Origin of the sequence: Dictyobacter aurantiacus (assembly GCF_003967515.1) — a bacterium.
Classification (GTDB): Bacteria; Chloroflexota; Ktedonobacteria; order Ktedonobacterales; family Ktedonobacteraceae; genus Dictyobacter; species Dictyobacter aurantiacus.
Genome location: NZ_BIFQ01000001.1, coordinates 872075 through 896664, shown reverse-complemented (window position 1 = coordinate 896664; position 24590 = coordinate 872075). Strand labels below are relative to the sequence as shown.

Sequence of the window (24590 nt, the reverse complement as noted above, 5' to 3'; positions counted from 1 at the left end):
CTTTGCACGTGCGGGAACGCAGATTCGTATATGGGCCTGTTCTCCATATTGTTGAGGCATTCTGGTTATTTGTGTTCTTCTCTCTGCGAAATAGACCCGGTGTTTCCCCTTGTCGTCTTTTTTTGAGAAACGTGTGTAGATAATTGATAATGCCTTTTTCGTGACATACGTTTCTCCTACTCTTAATGGTATCCATCCATCCCACTTAGATTGCAGCGATACAGAAGAAAAGTATACTATTTCTTTTCAGGAAGACCACGGCACGTACTGAGCATCTATTAGACAGGTAAGCGGCAAGATTTGGTAAAAAATATGTTGCGCGCCCTGATAGGATACCAGGGCGCTTTTTCTGTGAATCCGAAGGAGATAGTGGGTGGATTGGTGGTATAGGTACAGGTATCCGACCTGATGTGACTAATAATGTCTACACTGGATGTAAATATACCGTGATATAAGGAGATAGCGCGGTTAAACGGGGCTCTAACCGAATTATAACTTTAGGGCTGTACGTTAGTTAGCACTGTCTTAAGAATAGGGATCTTTCTACTTATGAAAGGAAATAGAGATGGCTGTATTTGCGACGACTTTTGGTCGGCTCGCTGAACGCCTTTCGAAGGGCAAGATCAGTGATACATTGCAGTCCCATGTCGGGGTTGTGCCGAATCCGATCAGTAAGCATAGTAAAGAGCTCAAGCCTCGTATTGAGGACGCGAAGATGTTCCACAGCGTCTGCCCGTACTGTGCTGTTGGTTGCGGCCAGCGCGTCTACGTCAAGGACGATAAGGTCATTGATATTGAGGGTGATCCCGATAGCCCGATTAGCGGAGGCACCCTGTGTCCCAAGGGATCGGCCAGCTTCGGGTTGATCAATAATCCCAATCGTGTGACGAAGGTGAAGTACCGCGCACCCTATGCCCGGGATTGGGAGGAGAAGCCGCTTGAGTGGGCGATGCAGCGCATTGCCGAGCGTGTGTATCAGACGCGCGAAGCGACCTTTGAAGAGGTTGATGAGGAGAACCGGCCGATCAATCGCACGCTGGGTATGGGATCGCTGGGTGGCGCGACCCTTGATAATGAAGAGAACTATCTGATCACCAAGCTATTCCACTCCTGGGGTATGGTGAGCATCGAGAACCAGGCCCGTATATGACACAGCGCCTCAGTGCCGAGTCTCGGCGCAAGCTTTGGCCGTGGTGCCGCTAATACGTTCCAGCAGGATATTCAAAATAGCGATTGTATTCTAATTCAGGGAAGCAATATGGCCGAATGTCATCCGGTCGGCTTCCGTTTTGCCATGGCCGCCAAAAAGAGGGGCGCGAAGATTATTCACGTTGACCCCCGCTTTACCCGTACCTCGCAAATGGCCGATATTCACGCTTCAATCCGCACAGGTACCGATATCGCCTTCCTGGGTGGCATCATTAACTATGTGCTGCAAAACGAGCTCTACTTTAAGGAGTACGTTAAGGCATATACCAACGCTACATCGATCGTCAAAGAAGATTTTCAGGATACTGAAGATCTGGAAGGGGTTTTCTCGGGCTTACATTCAGAGAGAGACATCTATAATAGCGAGAGCTGGCAGTTCGAACTTAAAGATGAGTTTAAACAGGATGGAAATTCCGAGGAGGCCAGGCGTGCTGCTGAAGAGCATCATGATGAGCAGCAGATGATGCCTTCTGGTATGGAGGGCAAAGGTATGTTGCCCCATTTACATCCCAGCCAGGTTGAACGTGATGAGACGATGCAGCATCCCCGCTGTGTGCTACAGATTTTGAAGCGCCACTTTGCGCGCTATACGCCAGAGGTAGTGGAGCAGATTACCGGCGTGCCACAGAATGTATTCCTGGAGATCGCCAATACGCTGGTGCAGAATTCCGGTCGTGAACGTACGACCTCGCTGGTCTATGCGGTTGGATGGACACAGCATACGGTTGGCGTCCAGATGATCCGAGCCGGCAGTATCCTCCAGTTGCTGCTGGGTAATATTGGACGGCCCGGTGGTGGTGTGCTGGCCTTGCGTGGCCATGCCAATATCCAGGGCTCGACCGATATTGCAACCCTCTATGATCTCCTCCCGGGTTATCTTGTGATGCCTCACGCTGGTCGTAACGAGCTCGATCTGAAGACCTACCTGGACCATGCCACTCAGGATACCGGCTGGTGGCACCATTATCCAGAGTACTTTATCAGCTTCCTGAAGGCCTGGTATGGCGATGCGGCCACCAAAGAGAACGATTTCGCCTATAATTACCTGCCGAAGATTACCGGAGATCATTCTGAGATTCCAACCTTTATCAATATGATGGACGGCAAGGTACGCGGCTTCTTCTTGATGGGTGAGAACCCTGCAGTCGGCAGCCCCAATAGCCGTTTCCACCGCGAGGCGCTCTCCAAGCTCGACTGGCTGGTGGTGCGCGATCTGTTTGAGATCGAGAGCTCGACTTTCTGGAAGGAAGAAGGGATGGATCCGGAGACGATCCCCACAGAGGTCTTCTTCATTCCAGCCGCAGGTCACGTGGAGAAAGAGGGCAGTTTTACCAATACACAGCGACTGATTCAATATCGCGAAAAGGCGGTCGAGCCGCCAGATGATGCGCGTTCCGAAAACTGGTTTGTCGCCGAACTCTATGAGCGCGTCAAGGAGTTTTACAAAGATAGTACCAGGCCACGGGATCGTGCGATCCTTGATCTCACCTGGCCCTATCGACGAGAGGGACCCAACCGTGAACCGGTCGTTGATGACATCGTCAAGGAGATCAATGGCTATACGGTCGCGGATGGCAAGGTTGTGCGCAGCTTTACCGCGTTAAAGGCGGATGGTAGCACGGCCAGCGGTTGCTGGATCTGGGGCGGCATCACGCCCGAGGAGGGGAAAAACCTTTCTAAAAACAGAAACGCGGATGAGTATGTGAGTCTCAACTGGGGCTTTACCTGGCCGGCGAATCGCCATATCCTCTATAATCGCGCTTCCGCCGATCCCGATGGCAAGCCCTGGTCAGAACGCAAGAAGTACGTGTGGTGGGATGCCGAGCATGATAACGGAAATGGTTCAAAGGGACGCTGGGTCGGCTATGACGTACCGGATTTCCCTGAAACCAAGTCTCCCGACAAGCCTGCCGACCCCAAGGGAATGGGAATGGATGCTCTTTCGGGCGCTCAGCCCTTTATCATGCAGGCGGATGGGTGTGGCTGGCTCTATGTCGCGCGCGGCATCGCCGATGGTCCCCTTCCGACGCACTACGAGCCGATCGATTCACCTGTGACGAATCTGCTCTATCCCAAGCGTTCGCACAATCCTGTCGTCAAGATGTGGCCGCGCCCCGATAACCGCATCTCGGGTAATGCGAATCCTGATTATCCGTATGCGATTACAACGTATCGTGTTACCGAGCATCACGTTGGTGGCGCCATGACGCGCTGGATCCCCTGGTTGAGCGAGCTGCAACCATCGCTCTTCGCTGAGATCAGTCCCGAACTGGCGGAGGAGCACGGAGTAAAGAATGGCGACTGGATCGTCATCTGGACTGCTCGCGCTGAGATTGAGGCCCGGGCACTGGTAACTGATCGCATGCGACCGCTGCGTATGGGCAAGCGAACTGTGCACCAGGTCGGTATCCCTTTTCAATGGGGCTATCAAGGTGTGGTGAAAGGGGATATTGTCAATGATCTGGCTTTACTGGTTGCTGATCGTAATGTCAGTATGCACGAGGCTAAATCGTTCGCCTGCAATATCCGGGCCGGACGCCGCCATCACTCGAATCTGTATCCAACAGCCGGCAGTGATCTTTCCCGCCATACCGATCCGATCTATCGTGCTCCAGAACAAGAGCAAAAACAGCAGTAAGCAGGAAGAAAGGAGGCCACATGGGCCATATGGGCTTTTTTACCGATACAACGCTGTGTATCGGGTGTAAGGCATGTGAGGTTGCCTGTAAGCAGTGGAATCAACTTCCTGCCGATGGCTATAACTGGACCGGTAACAGCTACGATAATACCAAAATGCTCGGGCCGACGACCTGGAGGCATGTGGCATTCGTCGAGAAGCCACATGTCCAGCAGGACAAGAGCGGCAAGATGACCGACTGGTTGATGATGAGCGATGTGTGTAAGCATTGTGCCAATCCCGGCTGTATGGAGGCGTGCCCGACCGGCGCGATTATTCGCAACGAGTTCGGGGATATCTATGTGCAGCCGGACATCTGCAATGGCTGTGGCTATTGTGTGCCGTCCTGTCCCTTTGGGGTCATCGATCAGAAGATGGATGATGGGCGCGCCTTCAAATGTACGCTCTGTTATGATCGACAGAAGATCGGTATCGAGCCAGCCTGTGCCAAGGCGTGCCCGACCGATTCGATTACCTTTGGCGATGTCGACGAGTTGCGTACCAGGGCGAAGGGGCGCGTGCAGGAACTGCATGAGCGTGGCGAAGAGAGCGCCTACCTTTATGGCGTGGATGAGGATACGTCGGTGGGAGATCTCAACGCGTTCTTCCTGCTGACCGATCGGCCCTCTGCCTACAATCTGCCGGAGAAGCCAAAGTTGCCGCAGGATAATATCGCCACCGGTTTCCTTGCCAGTCTGGTGATGGCCAGTTTTGTGACGCTGACGACCGTGGTGTCGTTATGGCCACGAAAGAGGTAATGGTTGATGGATAAGTATAATGAAGCGCAATCACAGGATATCCGCAATGGTGCCGGTGCCGTTGTCGGCTACAAGGTGCCTGATCCTTTAGATGAGTCAAAGACGAGCACTCCACTTGTCGACTCGCGCATCGAGTGGAAGGGCCCGGCGAACACGTACTATAACATTCCTCTGCTCAAGAAAGCGCACTGGACGTGGGAGATTATGCTCTACTTCTTTTTAGGAGGATTGAGCGGTGGCGCCTTCCTGATATCGTCCATTGCGCACTTCTTTGGCGCCGAGCGCGACGTTCCGCTGGTGCGGGCGGGACGCTACCTCTCGTTTGTGGCGATCCTGATCAGCCCGGTGCTCTTGATTAAGGATCTGGGCCGGCCCGAACGGTTCTTGCATATGCTGCGCGTCTTTAAGCTGCGCTCGGTGATGTCGCTGGGAACATGGGGCATCACAACCTTTGGTCTGTGCAATGGATTGGTGACCGTTCACCAGGCGGCCAGTGATGGTCTGCTTAACTGGTGTAAGCCTCTGGCCTGGTTGGCGAACAAGTTGATTCCGGTGAAGCTGCTCGAATTTGTAGGATCGATGCTGGGATTGTTCGTCGGCTCCTACACGGGTGTACTGCTCTCCTCGACAGCGGTACCGATCTGGGCCAGGGCCAGGCGCGTGCTGGGTCCGCTGTTTGTGACCTCGGGCCTTTCGACCGCGCTGGCTGCTTTGTCGCTGATCCTCTCATTTGGTCGTCCCAAACACGATACGGTTGAGCGCTTAGAGCGGGCCGAATTAATTACCACGGCGAGTGAACTTGGCCTGATCGCTTCTCTTGTGCCTATGCTGGGATCGCTTGGGAAGCCGCTCTTCAAAGGCAAGAACTCGCTGCTCTTTACCGTTGGTTCGGTCGGGGCTGGCATGGCCCTGCCTTTGAGCCTGAACATCGGGAAACGGCTGGCCAGGAAGACCGACTCTCGTTCCCTGACCATCGCATCATCCCTGCTGGTGCTGATTGGTGGCTTCATCTTACGTATGGAGTGGGTGCGCGCCGGCCGGAAATCCGCCGACTCTACGGCTGATACACACGAATACAATACAACTGAATGGCATGAGGGACACAAATAGATTGTTCTAAACGTTCGCAGTTGCAAAAGAGAGAGCCGGGCCAGAAGTATTCAACGACTGGCCCGGCTCTCTCTTTGCCTGGTGTGTTTTCTCCGCTTACATGGCCTCCTTGATACCTGTTTTGATCAACTACCAATTCATTGGATGGATAGCTGGTGCCAAAACCAATTATCATGCCAACCTGCATCATAAACCAGTATGATATTATGCTGCGCTATGCTTACTATTGCCGTGCTTTTGTGATGGCTTTCCCTGCTGGTCTTCCTCAGGCCACTTGCGACCATTTTTCCTGTAGTCATCAATCTGTTCCAGGCGTTTCCCTTTGGTTTCGGGAGCCAGGAACCAGCAGAAGAGAAAGGTGATAATGGCGAAGACGGCATACAACCATAAGGTGAATGCCTGCCCGATGAAGCCGACCAGCGACAGAAAGGTGACACTGATCAAAAGATTGGCGGCCCAGTTAGCGGATGTACAGAAGCTCGTCGCAGTCCCTCGTAAGCGATTGGGGAAAATCTCGGAGCTCATAACCCAGTACACCGGTCCCAGGCTAATCGCGAACGCCACGATATAGATGAGCAGGACCGCTAAGAGAAGGAAGCCTATTCCTGGCTTTTTTTGAAGACGGTCCCTATAGAGATAGCAGTAAACATTGTTACCTTTTGTCCGAGCTTGCTCGTGATACAGATGAATACATGAGGGGGCAGGAAAGATATGTTATTCATGAATGTGGGCGGCAAGTCACGTATGGCTCCTGGCAAGCGCAGTTCTGGCTATATATTTGAGGCCTGGAGGACGCAGGGAGAAGGAGAGACAGGCATGCTGATATGAAAATGTTCAAGAAGCTATTACGTCAAATACCGGAGGCGAAATACTATCTGGCGATCATCATTGTGATTGGTTCTGTTGCCGGTAGCCTGATTATCTGGCAGGATTATAATCTCAGTTATGTTGTGAGTGGAGTCTTTTTGGATGCCCGGCACATGCAGCAGGTCTGGCCCCCGTTGCTGTTGCTGCTAACGATTATTTTGATTCGTGCGTTGCTTACCTGGGGGAATACATGGCTGGCCAATCGGCTGGCGGGGCGCCTTAAAATCAATATGCGCGCCAGACTGCTTACCCATATCTTCTCGGCGGGGCCAGCCTATACGCGGGGAGAGCGCAGCGGTGAATTGATTAACACCATCGTTGAGGGAGTGGAAGCGCTGGACCCCTATTTCAGTCAGTACCTGCCTCAGGCTTTCCTGTCCTGTATCATTCCCGTGGTCATATTTTTTGTGGTTCTCAGGACGGATCTTCCCTCTGGCATTATCCTGCTGATCATGACTCCCATTCTGCTCTTTCTAATGGCGATGGCTGGCATGATGGCAGGTGCCGAGACAAAGAAGCACTGGAGCGCCTTGAGTGTGATGAGCGCTGCTTTCCTTGATGCGGTGCAGGGTCTGACCACCTTGAAACTGCTGGGGCGTAGTGAGGAGCAGGCATCTGAGGTACAGAGGGTCAGTGACGATTTTCGCCAGACCACGATGCGTACGTTACGCATCGCTTTTTTTTCGTCCTTTGTGCTCGAAGAATGCGCCACCATCAGTACTGCTATTGTTGCGGTCGAGGTCGGATTGCGGCTTCTCATCGGCAATATGTCCTTTTTTACGGCGCTCTTTGTGCTCCTGCTGGCACCCGAGTTTTTCCAACCCTTACGGTTGCTGGCAACGAAGTACCATGCCGGGATGACTGGCTCGGTAGCGGTTCAGCGCATCATCGAAATACTGGAGACGCCGGCCCCTATAGATACGTCTCTTGTTATAGAGCATGGCTCCAAAGAGACGATGGAGCCGACTCCGTTTACATGGGACACCATTCGGCTGGAGAACATCAGCTATAGCTATGATGGTCAGCGTCACGCGCTCCATGACGTGTCGTTTCAGATCGATGCGGGACTGAAGATCGCGCTCATAGGACCCAGCGGCGCTGGTAAAAGCACACTCGTACAGATATTATTACGCTTCATCGATGTTGATGAGGGAAGTATCCTGGTGGGAGATCAGCCGTTGCAAGATATTGAGCGCGCTACCTGGCGCGAGCAGGTGGCCTGGGTTCCTCAGCATCCCTACCTTTTTAACGCGACGATCGAACAAAATATCCGCCTCGGGTGTGCCAGTGCAACGATGGAACAGGTCGTTGAGGCGGCTCGCTCCGCCCATGCGGATGAGTTCATTCGCCATCTGCCGCAGGGCTATCAGACCATTATTGGGGAGCGTGGTGCCCGGCTCAGCGGAGGGGAGGCGCAGCGTATCAGCCTGGCCCGCGCGTTTTTAAAGCAGGCACCGCTCGTTATCCTGGACGAGGTGACCTCATATCTGGATGCCGAGAATGAGACCCAGATCCTCGACGCTATAATCCATCTTCAGCAGGGGCGCACGATACTGGTGATCGCCCATCGTCTGCGTACGGTGCTCGATGCCGACCAGATCATTGTGCTTGATAAGGGGCGGCTGGCGGCCCGAGGCAACCACCGTACGTTGTTGCAGGAATCAAAGATGTATCAGCAGTTGTTGATGAGCTATCAGACAACGGAAAGGATGGATCGTGAAGGATGAGTGCTTCACTCGCTATCTTAGGACGTTTACTGCGACAGGTCAAGCCGCTATCCGGTTGGATGCTGCTGGCGATCTGCGCAGGGCTGGCTACCATCATCTGCGGCATCGGCCTGATGACACTTTCCGCCTATCTCATCTCTGTGGCAGCCCAGCATCCCTCACTCAGCGCGCTGGCGGTTACCATGCTCGGCGTGCGTATCTTTGGCGTTGTGCGTGGCGTTGTGCGTTACATTGAACGCCTGATCTCGCATGACCTCACCTTTCGCTTGCTGGCACGGTTTCGTGTCTGGTTCTATCGGGCGCTTGAACCCCTGGTTCCTGCACGTCTTTTGTCCACTGAAGGTTCGTTGAGCACCACGAACTATACCAGTGGTGATCTGTTAAGCCGGCTGGTTGCTGATGTCGAGATGCTACAGGAGTTCTATGTGCGCGTCATTTCACCGCCAGTCATTGCGCTGATCATCGGCGCGGGCATGTATTTTATCCTGGGCGCCTACAATGTGCGCTTTGCTCTTGTGCTGCTCGCTTTTATGTTGCTAGGAGGACTTATCATCCCCATGGCGTTGTACTGGATGAGCCGCAAGTTAGGGCAGCGCTTGATCATGGCGCGCGCGGCCTTAAATACCTCCCTGGTGGATAGTATTCAGGGTGTGGCGGATCTGCTTATCTTTGACCGTCAACACGAACAACTGCAGAGAACGTTGCAGCTTAACCGCCAGCTTATTCGCTATCAGGCGCTGCAGGCGGCTATCGATGGACTGCGTGAGGGCCTGGATATCATGCTGTCTGACGGGTGTGCCTGGGCTATGCTTATCGTGGCCATTCCGCTCGTTCGTACGGGGCAGTTGAATGGTATCTACCTTGCCCTGATCATCCTGGCCGCATTGAGCAGCTTCGAAGCCATCCGTCCATTAGCCAATGCCGCCCAGCAACTCGGCAATAGCCTCGCCGCAGCCCGAAGGCTCTTCATGGTCGTTGATGAACCGCCCCCCGTAAGAGATCCCGAGGCTCCTGCTCCCACCTTAGATCACTACGATATACAGGTGAGGCACCTTTCTTTTCGCTATCAAGCGCAGGAGGCAGACGTCATCAAGGATCTTGATTTCCAGGTTGAACAGGGACATTGTCTCGCCATTGTCGGGCCCAGTGGCGCCGGGAAATCGACGCTGGCGAACCTGTTGGTCCGTTTCTGGGAGTACGAGCGAGGATCGATCAGGTTGGGTGGACATGAATTGCATGAGTTTCAGCAGCAAGATATTCACCGCTATATAGGGGTAGTCGAGCAGCATCCTCATCTCTTTAATGGCACTATTCGTGAGAATCTATTGCTCGGCTGTCCCGATGCCACACAGGAGCAGATTGAACACGCGGCGCGACAGGCTATGCTGCATGACTTTATCCAGGAACTCCCCGACGGCTACGAGACACGCATTGGAGAGCAAGGGGTTAAATTAAGCGGAGGGGAGCGCCAACGCCTGACCATTGCTCGCGTCATCCTCAAAGACGCGCCCGTGCTGATTCTGGACGAGGCCACCGCGCACCTGGATACCGTTAGCGAGCAAAGCATTCTTGAGGCGCTGCGTACATTTATGCGTGGACGCACAACCATCATCATTACGCACCGGCTGGTTGGGCTTGAGTACGCGGACGAAATCCTGGTAATGCGGGCCGGGAGGATCATCGAACGAGGTTTGCACCATGAGCTCTTGCAGATCGAGGGTTTATACTGGCATCTCTGGACGCAACAACAGCAGGTCCTGCAGACAGAACGCTGGTAGGTGCCGGACAAGGAACTGGCTGGCATTGGGGATAGAGGGAAAGGCGGTATCTCGCGTTTCTCATATACGTAGTGTCTACCGCATCATCCCTATATCATCCATTCTTAAATACGTGCATCATCGTTCATAGAGATTAAATCGGGCGCAAGGTCCGAACCTATTGGGTCTGTTTCTGTAGCTCCTCGATGGCCTCTCTATCTTTTCTTTGGCGCAGAATCTTCACCGTGAACCGCTCATAACGGATAAAGTGGGTAATACAGATGATCACGCAGGGAATCCCCACGCACAGAGAGAAGATGCCGACAGGGCCGACCGGATTGACTGTAAACACCCCGACCGTCAGAAAAAACCAGGCTATGCTGAGAAAGATCAGGGCTTTGACCAATGCATCCTCCATCTGCCTCGTTAATTCTTCTTCCGTTTTGACAGAGGCAGAGAGCTTTTCCTCTTGCTGAAACTCTAGCTGCCGTTGTGATTGTGACTTCTGCTGTGCTCTCGGATGCAATGATTGACTCATTCCTTTTTCCTTCTGCTACTGGCAACAGCCCCCACCGTAAACAGCACGAACAGGAGCGCCGTTACAATGTAGGGAAGCGGCGAAAACGACCGTTCAGTTTTTTTCAGCGGGTTCTGTGCCAGCAAGCCCTGCTGATAATGAGCGATGATCGCGACCAGAAAAAGGAGCCCAATCGTGAAGAGTGGGATCAGTGAATAAACGAGCACGGATTCAATGAGTTGTTTCTGCGTCATGGTATTAACTCCTTTCGCCTTCTTCTCTCACCTCTGCTTCGCGGATCGGCGGCATGACGAGCGCCCCTTTGAAGATGTGGAAGAGGAACCAGAACGATGGGATGAGCATGGACATGCCGATGAGCGCGGAAATGAAGAGCTCGGTAAGCGTTGTCGGAGGACTGGCCGTATTGGAGATGGTCAGATCCGGTGGAATAATGTATGGGATCTGCGCTAATCCCCAGGTACCGAGCAGGGCCCCCGTCTCAAAGATCATCAAGATGCGCGAGAGCCGATAGCGCCGGTAGAAAAGGGCTCCGGCGACCGTCAGGCCCAGCAGGACAGTAATCACTACGGCCCAGATGGCATGCGCGATCATTCCATTCCAGAGAATGGGCGCCTCCCAGGGAGAGAGAGCGATGCCCACGGTTCCTAACGCAGCCATAACACCCCCGGAGATGAGGCCACGAATGCGGAAGGCCTCCGTCATGGCCGTATCGCCCTGTCCCTGCGCCTCGACCGTAAGGTATGTCGCGGCAATGGTGGCGCTCAACGCGATACCCATCAGACCAACGACGATCGCGAACGGGGTTAGCCAGACGCTGACCAGGCCCACCGGGGGCTGTCCATTCACGATACGGACCTGCCCGCTGGCGACCGCCGCGGCCATCGCTCCAAAGAGAAAAGGCGTAAATGTGCTTGAGATACTAAAGATCCGGCCCCAGGCCGCGCTCACCAGCTTGGTATTTGCGCTGAAGGTACGAAAAACGAACGCGGCACCACGCAGCACAATGCCGATCAGGATCAGCACCAGTGGGATAAAAAAGGCCGTTGTCAGCGTCTGGGCCACAAACGGGAACGCCGTCATCAGGCCAACGATGAGATAGGTCAACCAGACGTTATTGGCCTCCCAGACCGCCCCGATGGCATTTTTAATCAGGTTGCGCATCGCATCTTTTTGCGAACCAAAGGCCAGCAAGTCCCAGACGCCACCTCCAAAGTCAGCCCCTTCCAGAGCAGCATAGATAATTAAGGAGAGCCAGAGCAGGACCGCAACCGCATATGCCAGAATCATGAAATGGTGCTCCTTTATTTGATAGGTTCAGCCTTTACTGTATCTTTCACAATTAGTTCAGACCACGAACGTTGTGCTTCTCTGCGGCGGGCTATCAGAATTAAGAACGCTACCAGCGTCACCCCGAGCAGGATATAGATACAGGAAAAGACAATCAGGCTGATGGTCATCAATGGATTGGGCGTAACCGCGCTTCCCACGCGCATAATATTATAGATGATCCATGGCTGACGACCTTCTTCGGTCGTGATCCAGCCAAGCTCAACCGCCAGAAAGCCACATACTCCGGCCACGACCACGCCGCGCAGAAGCCATTTATTTTCTGGGATCCTCCCCTTGCGCTTAAGATAGAGAAACCAGAAGAGCGCGCTGACGAAGAATATGAAAAATCCACAGCCCACCATAGCATCAAAAGCGAGATGAACGCGGACCGGATCGGGTCGGTCGGCGGGTGGAAAGGCGTCGAGTCCTGTTGTATGAGAGTTGATCGTAAAATGGGATAGCAGGCTTTCACCCTGGGGAATGATGATCGCGTATCGCGTTTGTTTCGTGTTTGGATCTGGTATGCCGCCGATATAGAGCGGCAAGCCATTGCCTGAATACATCGCCCCTTCCATCGCGGCGTACTTGGCGGGCTGCGTATCTTCGATTGAGCGCGCGTTTAAGTCTCCGCATGCAATCTGGAGTGGGATCGCGATCCCTCCCAGCGCGAGTCCAATGAGCAGGCCACGATGGTGATAATCATCGCGCTTCCCACGCAGCATGCCAAAGGCGTAGATAGCCGCAGCCCCCAGGCCGGTCGCGACATAGCAGGCCAGAATCATATGCACTGTCTCAAATGGCGTGCTGGGATTGAGGATCGCGGCGAAGGGATCGATATTGGTCACCTTCCCATTGACCATCTGGAAGCCAGTGGGCGAATTCATCCATGAGTTGGCGCTGGTAATGAACCAGGCGGAGCTACTTCCACTAAGCACGATAGGGAATGAGCAGAGCCAGTGTGCCTTTGGTGAGAGTCGTCCCCAGCCATAGAGATACAGGCCGAGGAAGATGCCTTCCATAAAAAAGGCGAAGCCTTCGGTCGCGAATGGAAGCCCGATGATCGCACCTGCCTTACCCGCGAAGATAGGCCAGACCAGGCTGATCTCAAACTCAACGATGGTGCCAGAGACCGCGCCGATGGCGAAGAGAATGGCGAAGGCGCGCGTCCATTGACGGGCAAGCATCATCATATGTGCATCTTTACGGAAAAGTGCCAGCCCCTCGGAGATGCAGAGCAGGACCGGTAGGCCAACGCCGAGCACTGAAAAGATGATATGAAAGACAAAAGAGACGCCCATCTGGGTACGTGCGGCAAGAAGATTGGTCCAGAACATAGTAGTAAAATCCTCTATTGTTTTTTGGGCTGTCTCACCATTCGCTTCATAAAGAGTATCGGTCTTGCCCTCTGGCAGGTGGGCTCAACAGTCCTCATGCTATAACACGGATGTACGCGCTAATTCGTATCTCATCCGTACCATGCGTACAGCCGACAAAACTATAGGCTACTGGCGCCTGGAGAGTGGATTGTTAGCATAGGCAACTTCAAACTGAAGAAACTATGGATTGTTATAGGGTGCTCTTCAGGTCTGTTCGTTTTTTTCAGCGCTTTCTTCAGGGATGTTTGTTGCATACCTGGTTCCTCCGCGCACACCTTCATAGATGAGGGCTCCCAGAATAGCACCGGCCAGCGGCCCAACCCAGTAGATCCAGAGGCTCTTCAGCGCTGCTCCACCCGCGAAGAGCGCGGGTGCCAGGCTCCGGGCTGCATTCATACTCCCCCCGGTTAATGGTCCCGCGAATAAGATGCAGACTGCCACAGTTGTGCCCGTCGCCAGCCCGATCGCGGCGCGACTGACGCGCCGATCAGTTGATGAGGCTAGCGTGACGATCATGAGAAAGCTGGTAATAAGAACCTCAATCATGACCGCTTTTCCATAACTTACCGTGGGAATGGTCGCTCCATAAAAGCCGGCCCGGGCCTGCTTGGGCAGCAGCCAGGCGTGGGTGGCGCTGGCCGCGATGGTCCCAATACATTGGGCGATCCAGTATGGGATGACATAACGCCAGGGGAAACGTTTGGAGACTGCCAACCCAAGGGTCATGGCTGGATTAAAGGGGGCAGCTGAAATATGGCTGAGGGCAAAAGTCATGATGAAGAGCGTGAGCCCGAAGGCAAGAGCATTCAAAAGAAGATTGATAGTGCCGTTCGTATTTGTGGCAGCGATTTTCACCCCACATCCAATAAAGACATACGCATAGGTGCCAACGGCCTCAGCGCCACAGCGCCGCAACAACAATGCTCTTCGCGTAGAACTTTCTGTTCCTGATGCCTGCTGCTTTATCATATATGATGTTTTACCCATAGCTTCAGATTATTGTTTTCTTTCTATATTAGAAATAAGCGTAACGGTCTCTGGTTAAAATTGGGTTAGTTGTTTAGCTTGAAAAAAGCCGAAAAAACTGGTTCAGCGGGGTATACAAGGACTAACCGCTTTCATGCATTCCGCTGAACCAGTTTTTCTCATCCATTGTCTTTTATTGATTCATAAGTTGTGGCCGTCACTAATCCATAGATCAGGTGGGGGATGAGGTCGGAGGCCCAGCCAGAGATTCCTCAGGATTTAGGGTGGCTGACCTGTGAAGCGATTAATGGTACATCACTGGCCGCCATGGCGGCCAATCCTACTCCGACAGTACGGCATTGGGTGAGAAAAGTAACGTTGGGTGCGCTGACAGAGAAAGGAATGCATCTGCGAGGATAATGATGGCGGGTTAGGAGAAAAAAATGCTGGCCCATCCATGCGGACGAGCCAGCGGCCAGGGGATTTTTTTTCTGCCTACCATGATTGCTGATTGGGATACATCGAACGCCGATTGGGATTGGTGGTATGTTGATTAGGATTGGTGAAGCGTTGTTGGCTGGGACTTACCCCTGCTCCGTATGGTCCTGCCACCGCTGATTGCTGCGGAACATGTTGCCCATGCAAGAAGTAGTAGAGGTACCTTGCGATCTCATCAATGACTGGTACCTGTGTGGTAAATTGCCTTGGATCAAGTCCGTTGATCATGACTCGATCGTTATTGATGCGTTGCAGCATTGTCAAGAGTATTCTGGCGGCATGCAGCGTCTGTTCATTCGCGATGCTATTGGACTGCTTGAGTTTGTAGAACTGCTTGAGCTGTGTGTTGACGAATGCCGCCTGCCCCTGAAGTGGATGGTTGGGTGGCAATTGCACCGTCCCTTCGAGTCCGTTGGCAAGCGCCTCAACCGCTGTAATCACATTGCGAATAAATTCCTCGATAAGCCTGGCATGCTCGGCCTCCGATTCCTTGAAGCGTTGCTCCAGGGCGCGCAACTCTTCAGCGCGGTCCGCACGCCTGATCGCCTGATCCATGCCACGTGTCCAGAGGAAAGCAATGATGGCGGCAACGATCAGGATCGTGACTGGCCGTCCCGCAATAACCGGCATACCATATTGGGCGATGGCCTGGTGCAGGTCGGGAGACCATGGTTGGAGCAGTAGATCGGTATAGATCAAAATAACGTTCACAAGGGCGATGATAAAGGCCGCGTAACGCGGCAGAATCGAGGCCCCAAGGATGACTGAGACCACAAGAATGTCGAAAGCTGGCAGATAGACCAGGTGGATCTTTCCATCGGTAGAGCCAACAATCACGGCCATGACCGCCGCGATAGTCAACACAACCAGAAATGTTCCGGCTATGGTGACAAATCCTTTGCGATTCAACACAATGGCAATGAGCACGCAAATAGTTGTAGCCACCACGGTAATAGCCGATGCTCGATCGCTGAATATAGCAGGAATATATGCCACCAGGCATAATAACATGGCCAGGAAAATCCAGGCCATCAGGCGACTACGGCGCGTTTTTTCACGTTGCTCAATGGTGTCCTGAGGCTGATCCCAGCCCGAGCTTGTGTGGCGTATCCACCAGTTGACACGGGGTGGCGGGGATGCCTTTGGGTCTGGTTGGTGATCTACAGGTTGTTCAGACATAGGAGGTTGTAACATTGTCTTGCTTCTTTCTGCTTTTTCCTATCCTTTCGACCTCAGGATACGGTTCTGGTATATCTCTCTTCGAGAAGTTGCTTTAGCTTGATGAACATTTCTTGATGTGAGGCCAGGGCCTGGGTATACACTGTTTTTGCCAGCAGTCCGGGAGAGGTAATCTCAACCCGTTCTTTGACACGCGTACCGTCCCCTTCAGCCAGGCACTGCGTTGTGTTATGCAGGTAGATGCCCGGAGTTTGATGGGCATCATAGACGATGGTTCCCTGCGCGTTGATGCTCATCTCGACACGATAGGAGAATGTCATAAGAAAAGGCCCCTGCTTCATACGATCACGAATAATATAGTGGTCGATCGTTGTGCCATCCTGAGCGGTACTTGTATGTGTATGCCGAATATTCACGATCAACGGGTGAATCTGGGTATGATTGTCCAGGGTAGATAGAAATGTTTTAACCTCTTCTGGTGAGGCGTGTATGAAAATATCCTGTTCAAATGATGAGTGAGCCATGGCTGCATCCTTTCGTTCGCCTGTTAGAATGTATTTGATTCCCGTCATCATGGGGGCATATGAGCGCCCCCGCACGGGCGTCCGCTGCGCGGCCGCACCGGTTTTGTGTATTGGTGCATCGGGCGCGCATCCGCGCGCCCGATGCACCAATACACAAAGGAATCCTGAGCACCGCAGGTGCGAAAACCGATGCAGGTCGCAGGCCATCATCATGAAAGTCTGACACGCTCTTATCTCGACTTTGTACATTTTTTGCTCGTTGAGCTGAGAAAGGACCTCGATTGTCGTTCTTCTGCGAGCTCACTTTGCTACTTTTGTACAAAGTCGAGCTTATATAAAATATGTTAGTACTAGCAGCAAGGGTTTAATATACTATAACAATTAAATATTTATTTGGCAATGTGATTCTAGTACTTTTTTTCTCTTTGTCTGGTGAACACTAACGATTATGAATACACTGTAAAATATAAAGAGTATATATGGATATACGGGTAAATTTCCATTTTGCTCTCCCTTTATAGAGAGATGATTGTCATTGCCAGGACAATCACTTATAACTTTGGATCTTCTCTATGAAATAAAACACGCAAAGAGGCAATTGAAGCCTACATTATTGGGGTTGCCGCCTTTGCTCACGTTATTGTTGATGCAGTGAGCGCATTCTATCTGGTGAGCCTTGGCAAAATCGGATTCTGGTATGCATTAGGAGCGTATCTTTTTCCTATACTCATTGGCAATATTGTTGGTGGCGTCACCCTTGTAGCTGTTCTCAATTATGGGCAGGTAGCTACCGAAGCTTCCAAAGAAGATAAGGGTAAAGAAAACGGCGAACAAAAAGCAGAGGGGCAATAAGGTCTGGGAGTCATTCAGGATTTCTTAAAAAACCGAACGAACGATGATGTGAGGATCTCGGGGATGACCATTCCCAAGATCCTCACATCATCGTTCGTTAAGATCGTCTGTATATAATAGCCCAGGAGTACTATGCTAAGAAATTTATAGTATAATGCATCTTGTAATATCATTGACTTTAAATATATAGTATGATATATAAATAGCAGGTGATGTGCCAGATCCCGCTATGCATTTAATGAAACGTATTTTGCCCTATTGCTTCAATATGATCCCTATTGTTGTGCGCCTTCACATGATTGTTTGTGTGGTGCGTTACCACTGCAGGAGGAGTATGCATGGATGCTTTTCGGCATGGGCGTGGACGCCTGTTTCTTGTTTTCCCCCTTATCGCTGTCTGGCTGGGTGCGCTTGTCTTTTCGCCGCTCGCCAGCGCGGCAACGACCCTTGTTCAATTAAGTTCCGATCCCTATTCCAATTCCAGTAGCCAGCACCAGACTGAGGTTGAGCCCGATAGTTTTTCTTTTGGATCAACCATTGTAGCAGCCTTTCAGGTTGGCCGTATCTACGGAGGTGGTAGCTCAAATATTGGTTGGGCCACCTCCAATGATAATGGAACGACGTGGTCGCATGGCTTTTTGCCAGGCACAACCACGTTCGCTACTCCCGCTGGATCTTTTACCGCCATCAGCGATGCGAGCGTCACCTATGACGCGGCCCACAACGCCTGGCTGATTTCAAGTCTGGGCATTACCACATCCAATACAGAAGTGGTAGTGACGAGTCGTTCAGCCGATGGGGGCCACACCTGGTCCAATCCTATTACCGTAGCCAGCGGCTCGCTCGATAAAAACTGGATCGTCTGTGATAATACGGCGAGCAGTCCTTACTATGGACACTGCTATACCGAATGGGATAGAACGAGCTCCAGTAATCTGCTGCAGATGAGTACCTCTACTGATGGAGGTATCACCTGGGGGACCGCTAAAGCGACCGCCGGCAATAACCATGGCCTGGGAGGTCAGCCTCTGGTACAGCCTAATGGGACGGTGATCGTTCCCTATCTGAGCTCTTCAGGTAATATCGCTGCCTTTACATCCAGCAATGGAGGAACAAGCTGGACGAGAGCGGTGGCGGTTTCTGCTGTCAATGATCACGGAGTCTCTGGTTTGCGCACGGAGGCGCTCCCCTCGGCCGAGATCGATGGTGCGGGCAAGGTCTATGTCGTCTGGCAAGATTGCCGCTTTGAATCAGGGTGCAGCGCGAACGATATCGTGATGAGCACTTCAACGAATGGAAGCACCTGGTCAACGGTTACGCGCATCCCCACGGATGCTGTCGGGAGCGGCATCGACCATGTTATTCCAGGTATCGCCGTCGATAAAGCGACTTCTGGTAGCTCTACGCATCTCGCCCTGACATATTACTACTGTTCGAGTAGTTGCCAGTTGCAGGTCGGTTTTGTTTCCTCAAACAATGGTGGAGCCAGCTGGTCAACCGCCACAACGCTTACCAGCACCCCTATTAGTCTGTCCTGGATCGCCAATACCAGCCAGGGGCGTATGGTCGGTGATTATATCTCGACCTCCTTCGCCAATGGTAAGGCCTTCCCCATCTTTGCTGTTGCCACCGCACCTACAGGAAGCACTTTCAACGAGACCATTGACACGGCGTCAGCAGGTCTGGCGCTCATGCATGGTAGCCGTACCAGTCAGGGTGAATACGCGATCAGTACAGGCAGCCACAACCGGATTCCGACTATCCTTCATTAATAGTGGTGCCTTTGTGGACAAGCAAGAGAGAAGGCAGGTCGGCTGTACTTGTCTTCTCTCCTTTATATATATATGTAGCGCTTAGCGCTGACGTTAGTGGATCATCTCTTTAGAGCGACCTGGGATCTGGCGGTCCATCACGCGTCAGACGATGATGCCACCGATCAGGACCAGGCCTGAGATGATCACTAATTGCCATGAGCCTGTGGTCTGACCCTGGAGATACTGATTGAGGGCGACCGTGAGCATCCATAACTGGATTCCAAGCAGTATGATGCCGATGATCAAGCCGGCCAGCAGCATAGCGATGAGCACAATGAGGAGCATCGCCACGATGAGCGCGACTACCCACGCCGAAATATGACGACCGCCGTCTCTTGTTTCATATTGTTTTCCATCAGCTGACTCTTTTCTAGTCAAACAGGTTGCTCTACAATGATTATCACGAGGAATGTATCGCAATGCGATACATTCCTCGTGGCATCCAAATACAAGCACTGCTACATACAGACTGACACGTTATTTTCTCTTTTTGGTGTTATTCGTGTGCATCAATCTTTTTAGAACGGCAAACTTATATGCCGGTTGGGAAGGTTTCCTCAACCTCTTTGTCATGCCACAATGCTGTTGGTTCTAAGGGTTCCAGGGCATGGGTATGGTCAAAGTGGATGATGGCATCAAATTGTTCGGGTAGGCGTGCATAGAAGTAATGACTGATGCGCTCGCTGTGCGGGAGATAGACTACTCCGATAGCACGTTCTAAATGCGGACCCTTTAAGCTGGTTACCACCCGTGCATTGGCATGAAGATCCAGCCAGAATTTCGGCAGGTTGGTTTGATGGAACAGCATTTCGTAACTATCGTCGAGCGCGGGTCGCACTCGTTTGTGTTCCACCGGCCGGTCCCAGTTCGAGGCAGCCGTAACCGTGCCGCTATAGGTGGTAAAGCCGATGTTGCGCACCTGCTCCCCATGAGCTTCACGCGCAAGCTGCCCGACGTTTAATTCGCCCTCTGTTCCCATGGATGTCGCGCGGGCATCGCCAAGATGAGAGTTGTGGGCCCAGACCACCACCTTTGTTGGCTCGTGATAGTGATCAAGGTAGGCGACCAGGTCATCAAGCGTTCTTGCCATGTGGCGATCACGTATATTCCACGACTCGACCGATCCTCTATAGATGCTGCGATAGTATTTCTCCGCATCCCAGGCAAGGCGTGCGTTTTGTTCCGCGTAGAAAAATTCATCCTCCGCTACCCGTCCATCACGCTGAACGTAGTCAGCCGCCTTCTGCTGCAGTTCCTGGAGCTGGCCGATCACCTCATTCTCGCAGGTTGGGGTCAGACCGAAGTTAGCGGCATACCCATAAGACTGGCTATCTTGTGTGGGTGATCCAAAGCAGGCATAGCGTGTCCGGGCCCGTTTAGCTGCTTCAGGATCTATGCGTTGCAGATAATCAATCACAGCTTCCATGGATGCATAGAGGCTATAGAGATCGAGGCCATAAAATCCTGTTCTGGTGGCCGAAGCTGGCAGCTGCATATTGTAGTTGCGCAGCCATTCTACAAACGCGAGCACCTCTGTATTGCGCCACATCCAGCTGGGGAAGCGTTTAAAGCCATCCAGCGCCATGCGGGCATCGCTATCATCATTGACACCACGGACATAGCGATTGACGCGATAGGCATCCGGCCAATCGGCTTCAACGGCGACAACGGTAAAATCTTTCTCCTGGATCAGGCGTTGCGTGATCATGGCTCGTTCCCGGTAGAATTCTCTGGTACCATGAGAGGCTTCACCGATTAGTACAAAGCGCGCATCACCAATCATATCTAATAAGTGATCATAGTCTGCAATAGCACCAGTGAGCGGATGGGCTACCTCTCGAATGGCATCCGCGACCATCGTTACACGAGTTTCTGTCATAGCATGCTCCCCTCTGGAATTTCAATGAGCACTCAGCTCCTCGCAGTGAACACGTTAATGGTGAGGGAAAAGTATCTTTATTTCCTTGCTTCGTACTGGCAATGGCGCAAACTGACACGTTTTTGAATCATCTCCGTGTTACTAATGTGATCTATTGACATTTTAGGAGAATGTATGACACGTCCCTGCGGCACCACTATCAAAAAAGAATGGGGAACGCAGGCGTCCCCACGCCAGGAGCGTGGGGACAGGCTAACAGGAGGAGGCTTCATCAAGCGGTTGGCCTTTAAGAAAGGCCTCTGCGAGCCGGTTAAATTGTTCTGGTTGGTCATACATGCTCACATGGCTGGCATCCTTTAATACCACCAGGTAGGAATCTGTGATTTTGGTGCACAATATTTTTCCTATAGATGGTGGAACCAGCGTGTCATGTTCTCCCCAGATCAGGAGGGTAGGGGCTTGAATATTGATAATATCCTCTTGCGCGTCAACTGAGAGAAGGTCATGAGCAGCCCGGAGCAGGGTGAAAGGGCCAGTTCGCAGGGCATCAAACGCCAGAATAGTGAAGAAGCCCCGCTTTATATAGCGCACGGCTGTTAGCAGAGGACGTGTATACCCCCATACCGTATGGATCTTCGAGAGTACCGCAGGTGAGATCAAGATCAGGCGCTCAACAACCTCGGAACGGTGGGCCGCAATCCAGATACAGATGTATCCCCCCATGGAGTGCCCGATAAAATGCGCTCGTTGGATTTCTACCGCTTCCATCCATGCGAGCAGCCAGCGAGCGACATGTACGATGGCGAAGCGATTGCGCACCCGGCTCATAGTGCCGAAGCCTGGCAGATCGATCAGATAGACGCGATGATCCTGCGCAAGTGCCTGAACATTGCGGTTCCACCAGCGCATCGAACCCGAGAGACCATGTACCAGGATCAACGGCTCTCCCTCTCCCAATACCTGGTAGCGCACCTGGTAGTCCTCGACCTGCACCATCCGTAGCTCTGGCGTTCTAAGTTGTTGCGTATCGATATTGAGCTCCTTTTTAATAGATATCTAGCTTTTTTTATATAGGTGCATTCATAGAGAATGAGAAGCAATTTGCCGTCCCTTTTTTTCACGATCTGCATCCCATTCGCGTTGCACTTCGTATCTATACACAATGAGACAGGCGAAAAAAAACATGGAAAGTAAATGGGCGCTGGTAGCAGGCTGTGCCATGCATTATCGTGTTCCATATCAGCGCCCCGTTCCCGATCGGCCAACCATTGTCATGGTTCATGGGCTGGTCGTTTCGAGTCGATATATGACGCCAACGGCAGAGCAACTGGCGCCTGACTATCATGTCTATCTTCCCGAATTGCCGGGCTTCGGTAAAAGCCAGAAGCCGGATCACTACCAGGATCTGGACGAGATGTCCGACACCCTGGCGGCATGGATGACAACGGTCGGACTCCCACAGGCGGTCTTGCTCGGGAATTCCCTGGGGTGTCAGATCATTGCACGCTTTGCCGTTCGTCATCCAGATCGCATCCAGGCGGCCATCCTGGTTAGCCCTACTATGGATGTACGCGCGCGTACCGCCCGCCAGGAGATCGGCCGCTGGCTGGTGAATGTGCTTCGTGAGCCTGTATCGCTCTATCCCATGGTGCTGCGAGATTTCATGGAGATTGGCTTTCGCCGTTTCGCGGCCACCTTTCACTATGGGCTTGAGGATAGCATAGAGGTATACCTGGCGCAGATGGAGCTTCCTACCCTGGTCGTACGTGGCACATGGGATACGGTGGTTCCGCAGGAGTGGGCCGAATATGTAACACAGATGCTTCCGCAGGGAAAACTGACCGTAATTAAAAGAGCGGCCCACGATGTGAACTATAATTCACCCGCTGAACTGGCCGCAGCCGTTCGATCGTTTGTCTGAGTCTCTACTATCTTATGTTGCAGCCACCCTTTTGAGAGGATGACTGCAACATGCTGCTTCTGGTTCCCCTGGTCGTGACTGGTTCTAGCTGCTGGTGCTCATGCCACCATCAACATGGAGAACCTGGCCGGTCACATAGGAAGCGTCATTTGACGCCAGAAAGACATAGTTTGTTGCCACCTCTTCTGGCTGGCCCGCTCGTTGCATTGGCGTCTGCCGACCAAACTGTTTGACCTGCTCCTCTGGCATCGTCGCGGGGATTAACGGGGTCCAGATAGGACCTGGGGCGACCGCGTTGACACGGATCCCCTTTTGAACCAATGCCTGCGACAGTGAGCGAGTGAAGGCGACAATGGCGCCTTTCGTGCTGGCGTAATCAAGGAGCGTTGGATTGCCTTGATCGGCCGCTACTGACGTGGTATTCACAATGGCGCTCTCCGACTGCAGATGCTTGAGCGCTGTTTTAGTGCAGAAGAACATTGAAAAGGTGCTGATTCAGAACGTGTCTGACTCTCATAATGATGGCCTGCGGCCTGCATGGGTTTTCGCACCTGCGGTGCTCAACCGAGTGGTGCAACGGGGGTTGCACCCGTGCTCCTGTTGCATCAACACACAAAACCAGCGCGGCCGCGTCAGCGGCCACCCGTGCGGGGGGGGCGCTCACGTGCCTCTATACGATGAGAGTAAGACACGCTCTCATTTATGTTTTGTATTGATCAGGTATCTCCTGTATTGATCAGGCAAAAAAGCTGCTTTATGCATTTATTCTCAGCAGTACATGGCATTGCTCTGCTGTTTCTAATAATCGGCGTATTCGATTAGTATTCGATTAAAATGGGTATTGATCACTTTTAATTCCTGGAAATTCCATAGACTTTTTATTGCTAAGGTGGTAACCTTATTGGCATAAACCTCTTAAAGATGTTATAACCCCAACTTGAGATAGATAGCTGGTAGTTAAGGAAACTTTGCTTATGGTCCATACCCAATATTCACATAAAAACGAGGCTACCGTTTCTGATGCGGCATTAGTAAAACTTGTGCTTGCTGGGAATCGGGAGGTATTTGCTGATCTTGTAAAGCGCTATGAAAAGCCGCTGTTTCATTTCATCTATCATTTTCTGAATGATTATGAGCAAGCTGGTGATACATTACAGGATGTGTTTCTGCGATTTTATATCGCTCTACCACAATTAGATGCCTCCAAGCCTCTCAAGCCCTGGCTATATCACGTGGCTCATAATTGCTGTGTTGATGAAGTGAGGCACGGTCATAATAAGCTCTGCATGCATTTCTCCCAGCTTATCTCTGAGAATGACCGTGGAGAGGAGGTGGCTTTTGATATGCCTGATGCAGCAACGCCTATCGACGAGCTATGCGAACAACATGTCTTGCAGGAAAAGCTGGAGCGCGCCATTTCGACCCTTTCTGTAAAAATGAAGACCGTTGTGCTTTTACGCTATACATCAAACCTTCGCTTTGGAGACATTGGACGCATCATGGGTATTCCAGAAGCCACAGCTAAAACATACTTTAATCGTGCCAAGCGCTATCTGCGTGAAGAGCTCAAGAAAGATGCTATCTTCGGCAGTAAATTACAATAAGCTCA

General features: G+C 52.2%; 21 protein-coding genes and 1 pseudogene. 10 read left to right on the top strand and 12 right to left on the bottom strand.

Annotated elements, in window-relative coordinates:
* The first annotated feature begins 655 nt into the window (after positions 1 to 655).
* Genes fdh through nrfD form a run of 3 tightly spaced genes read left to right on the top strand, consistent with a single transcriptional unit; the run spans position 656 to position 5754 of the window.
* A complete protein-coding gene (fdh, locus tag KTT_RS03565) occupies positions 656 to 3847 on the top strand; it encodes a formate dehydrogenase (RefSeq protein WP_235845824.1) in 3192 nt (1063 codons plus the stop codon).
* 20 nt (positions 3848 to 3867) lie between these two features.
* On the top strand, positions 3868 to 4644 hold the full coding sequence (locus tag KTT_RS03560; RefSeq protein WP_126594683.1) for a 4Fe-4S dicluster domain-containing protein: 777 nt from the start codon (positions 3868 to 3870) through the stop codon (positions 4642 to 4644).
* Positions 4645 to 4650: 6 nt separating this feature from the next.
* Positions 4651 to 5754 carry an NrfD/PsrC family molybdoenzyme membrane anchor subunit gene (gene nrfD, locus KTT_RS03555; protein ID WP_126594682.1) on the top strand — a complete coding sequence of 368 codons (1104 nt, stop codon included), beginning with the start codon at positions 4651 to 4653 and terminating at the stop codon, positions 5752 to 5754.
* Positions 5755 to 5958: 204 nt separating this feature from the next.
* On the opposite strand, the gene KTT_RS03550 is transcribed toward nrfD, so the two are convergent.
* Complete coding sequence (locus KTT_RS03550; RefSeq protein WP_268904523.1) at positions 5959 to 6438, bottom strand: MFS transporter; 480 nt, start codon at positions 6436 to 6438, stop codon at positions 5959 to 5961.
* Positions 6439 to 6578: 140 nt separating this feature from the next.
* On the opposite strand from KTT_RS03550, the gene cydD reads away from it, so the two are divergent.
* Together cydD and cydC are read left to right on the top strand one after the other, a co-directional pair.
* Positions 6579 to 8348 carry a thiol reductant ABC exporter subunit CydD gene (gene cydD, locus KTT_RS03545; protein ID WP_218030822.1) on the top strand — a complete coding sequence of 590 codons (1770 nt, stop codon included), beginning with the start codon at positions 6579 to 6581 and terminating at the stop codon, positions 8346 to 8348.
* Complete coding sequence (gene cydC, locus KTT_RS03540) at positions 8345 to 10126, top strand: thiol reductant ABC exporter subunit CydC (RefSeq protein WP_126594680.1); 1782 nt, start codon at positions 8345 to 8347, stop codon at positions 10124 to 10126. The genes cydD and cydC overlap by 4 nt, the downstream gene beginning before the upstream one ends.
* A 157-nt stretch (positions 10127 to 10283) precedes the next feature.
* Here the strand turns inward: cydC and KTT_RS03535 are convergent, their stop codons facing one another.
* The 5 genes from KTT_RS03535 to KTT_RS03515 form a co-directional block, all read right to left on the bottom strand.
* Positions 10284 to 10643, bottom strand: a complete 360-nt coding sequence (locus KTT_RS03535) for a hypothetical protein (RefSeq protein WP_126594679.1) — start codon at positions 10641 to 10643, stop codon at positions 10284 to 10286.
* Positions 10640 to 10876, bottom strand: a complete 237-nt coding sequence (locus KTT_RS03530; RefSeq protein WP_126594678.1) for a hypothetical protein — start codon at positions 10874 to 10876, stop codon at positions 10640 to 10642. The genes KTT_RS03535 and KTT_RS03530 overlap by 4 nt, the downstream gene beginning before the upstream one ends.
* A gap of 4 nt (positions 10877 to 10880) precedes the next feature.
* A complete protein-coding gene (locus KTT_RS03525) occupies positions 10881 to 11930 on the bottom strand; it encodes a cytochrome d ubiquinol oxidase subunit II (protein ID WP_126594677.1) in 1050 nt (349 codons plus the stop codon).
* Positions 11931 to 11944: 14 nt separating this feature from the next.
* Positions 11945 to 13306 (bottom strand): cytochrome ubiquinol oxidase subunit I, encoded by a 1362-nt coding sequence (locus KTT_RS03520; protein ID WP_126594676.1) that lies wholly within the window; start codon positions 13304 to 13306, stop codon positions 11945 to 11947.
* A 246-nt stretch (positions 13307 to 13552) separates the two neighbouring features.
* Positions 13553 to 14317 (bottom strand): MIP/aquaporin family protein, encoded by a 765-nt coding sequence (locus KTT_RS03515; RefSeq protein ID WP_160145613.1) that lies wholly within the window; start codon positions 14315 to 14317, stop codon positions 13553 to 13555.
* Positions 14318 to 14557: 240 nt separating this feature from the next.
* On the opposite strand from KTT_RS03515, the gene KTT_RS36010 reads away from it, so the two are divergent.
* On the top strand, positions 14558 to 14734 hold the full coding sequence (locus KTT_RS36010) for a hypothetical protein (protein ID WP_160145612.1): 177 nt from the start codon (positions 14558 to 14560) through the stop codon (positions 14732 to 14734).
* A gap of 75 nt (positions 14735 to 14809) precedes the next feature.
* On the opposite strand, the gene KTT_RS03510 is transcribed toward KTT_RS36010, so the two are convergent.
* Positions 14810 to 16006, bottom strand: a complete 1197-nt coding sequence (locus KTT_RS03510; protein ID WP_126594674.1) for a hypothetical protein — start codon at positions 16004 to 16006, stop codon at positions 14810 to 14812.
* A 38-nt stretch (positions 16007 to 16044) separates the two neighbouring features.
* Complete coding sequence (locus tag KTT_RS03505) at positions 16045 to 16515, bottom strand: SRPBCC family protein (protein WP_126594673.1); 471 nt, start codon at positions 16513 to 16515, stop codon at positions 16045 to 16047.
* A gap of 669 nt (positions 16516 to 17184) precedes the next feature.
* Between KTT_RS03505 and KTT_RS03500 the strand changes: the two genes are divergently transcribed.
* Both KTT_RS03500 and KTT_RS03495 read left to right on the top strand, forming a co-directional pair.
* Entirely contained in the window at positions 17185 to 17367 is a 183-nt protein-coding gene (locus tag KTT_RS03500) for a hypothetical protein (RefSeq protein WP_126594672.1), read from the top strand.
* A gap of 338 nt (positions 17368 to 17705) precedes the next feature.
* Positions 17706 to 19139: a sialidase family protein gene (locus KTT_RS03495; RefSeq protein WP_126594671.1), complete on the top strand. Its 1434-nt coding sequence runs from the start codon at positions 17706 to 17708 to the stop codon at positions 19137 to 19139.
* A 144-nt stretch (positions 19140 to 19283) separates the two neighbouring features.
* On the opposite strand, the gene KTT_RS03490 is transcribed toward KTT_RS03495, so the two are convergent.
* The 3 genes from KTT_RS03490 to KTT_RS03480 form a co-directional block, all read right to left on the bottom strand.
* On the bottom strand, positions 19284 to 19559 hold the full coding sequence (locus tag KTT_RS03490; protein WP_126594670.1) for a hypothetical protein: 276 nt from the start codon (positions 19557 to 19559) through the stop codon (positions 19284 to 19286).
* A 154-nt stretch (positions 19560 to 19713) separates the two neighbouring features.
* Positions 19714 to 21060, bottom strand: coding sequence for an erythromycin esterase family protein (locus tag KTT_RS03485; RefSeq protein ID WP_126594669.1), 1347 nt, complete (start codon positions 21058 to 21060; stop codon positions 19714 to 19716).
* A gap of 252 nt (positions 21061 to 21312) precedes the next feature.
* Positions 21313 to 22056, bottom strand: coding sequence for an alpha/beta fold hydrolase (locus KTT_RS03480; protein WP_126594668.1), 744 nt, complete (start codon positions 22054 to 22056; stop codon positions 21313 to 21315).
* Positions 22057 to 22243: 187 nt separating this feature from the next.
* Between KTT_RS03480 and KTT_RS03475 the strand changes: the two genes are divergently transcribed.
* Entirely contained in the window at positions 22244 to 22981 is a 738-nt protein-coding gene (locus KTT_RS03475) for an alpha/beta fold hydrolase (RefSeq protein ID WP_160145611.1), read from the top strand.
* Between the two features lie 84 nt (positions 22982 to 23065).
* Here KTT_RS03475 and KTT_RS03470 read toward each other — a convergent pair.
* Positions 23066 to 23467, bottom strand: a pseudogene (locus tag KTT_RS03470) (SDR family oxidoreductase); the annotation flags it as partial.
* Positions 23468 to 23955: 488 nt separating this feature from the next.
* On the opposite strand from KTT_RS03470, the gene KTT_RS03465 reads away from it, so the two are divergent.
* Complete coding sequence (locus tag KTT_RS03465) at positions 23956 to 24585, top strand: RNA polymerase sigma factor (protein ID WP_126594665.1); 630 nt, start codon at positions 23956 to 23958, stop codon at positions 24583 to 24585.
* The last annotated feature ends 5 nt before the right edge of the window (positions 24586 to 24590 follow it).

Coding starts and splice junctions, on each gene's coding strand:
- KTT_RS03510 (WP_126594674.1), bottom strand. CDS start 16,006: ATGTTACAACCTCCTATGTCTGAACAACCTGTAGATCACCAACCAGAC.
- KTT_RS03520 (WP_126594676.1), bottom strand. CDS start 13,306: ATGTTCTGGACCAATCTTCTTGCCGCACGTACCCAGATGGGCGTCTCT.
- KTT_RS03525 (WP_126594677.1), bottom strand. CDS start 11,930: ATGATTCTGGCATATGCGGTTGCGGTCCTGCTCTGGCTCTCCTTAATT.
- KTT_RS36010 (WP_160145612.1), top strand. CDS start 14,558: ATGAGGTCGGAGGCCCAGCCAGAGATTCCTCAGGATTTAGGGTGGCTG.
- nrfD (WP_126594682.1), top strand. CDS start 4,651: ATGGATAAGTATAATGAAGCGCAATCACAGGATATCCGCAATGGTGCC.
- cydD (WP_218030822.1), top strand. CDS start 6,579: ATGAAAATGTTCAAGAAGCTATTACGTCAAATACCGGAGGCGAAATAC.
- KTT_RS03535 (WP_126594679.1), bottom strand. CDS start 10,643: ATGAGTCAATCATTGCATCCGAGAGCACAGCAGAAGTCACAATCACAA.
- KTT_RS03465 (WP_126594665.1), top strand. CDS start 23,956: ATGGTCCATACCCAATATTCACATAAAAACGAGGCTACCGTTTCTGAT.
- KTT_RS03560 (WP_126594683.1), top strand. CDS start 3,868: ATGGGCCATATGGGCTTTTTTACCGATACAACGCTGTGTATCGGGTGT.
- KTT_RS03480 (WP_126594668.1), bottom strand. CDS start 22,056: ATGGTGCAGGTCGAGGACTACCAGGTGCGCTACCAGGTATTGGGAGAG.
- KTT_RS03495 (WP_126594671.1), top strand. CDS start 17,706: ATGGATGCTTTTCGGCATGGGCGTGGACGCCTGTTTCTTGTTTTCCCC.
- KTT_RS03505 (WP_126594673.1), bottom strand. CDS start 16,515: ATGGCTCACTCATCATTTGAACAGGATATTTTCATACACGCCTCACCA.
- KTT_RS03475 (WP_160145611.1), top strand. CDS start 22,244: ATGGAAAGTAAATGGGCGCTGGTAGCAGGCTGTGCCATGCATTATCGT.
- cydC (WP_126594680.1), top strand. CDS start 8,345: ATGAGTGCTTCACTCGCTATCTTAGGACGTTTACTGCGACAGGTCAAG.
- KTT_RS03515 (WP_160145613.1), bottom strand. CDS start 14,317: ATGATAAAGCAGCAGGCATCAGGAACAGAAAGTTCTACGCGAAGAGCA.
- KTT_RS03530 (WP_126594678.1), bottom strand. CDS start 10,876: ATGACGCAGAAACAACTCATTGAATCCGTGCTCGTTTATTCACTGATC.
- KTT_RS03485 (WP_126594669.1), bottom strand. CDS start 21,060: ATGACAGAAACTCGTGTAACGATGGTCGCGGATGCCATTCGAGAGGTA.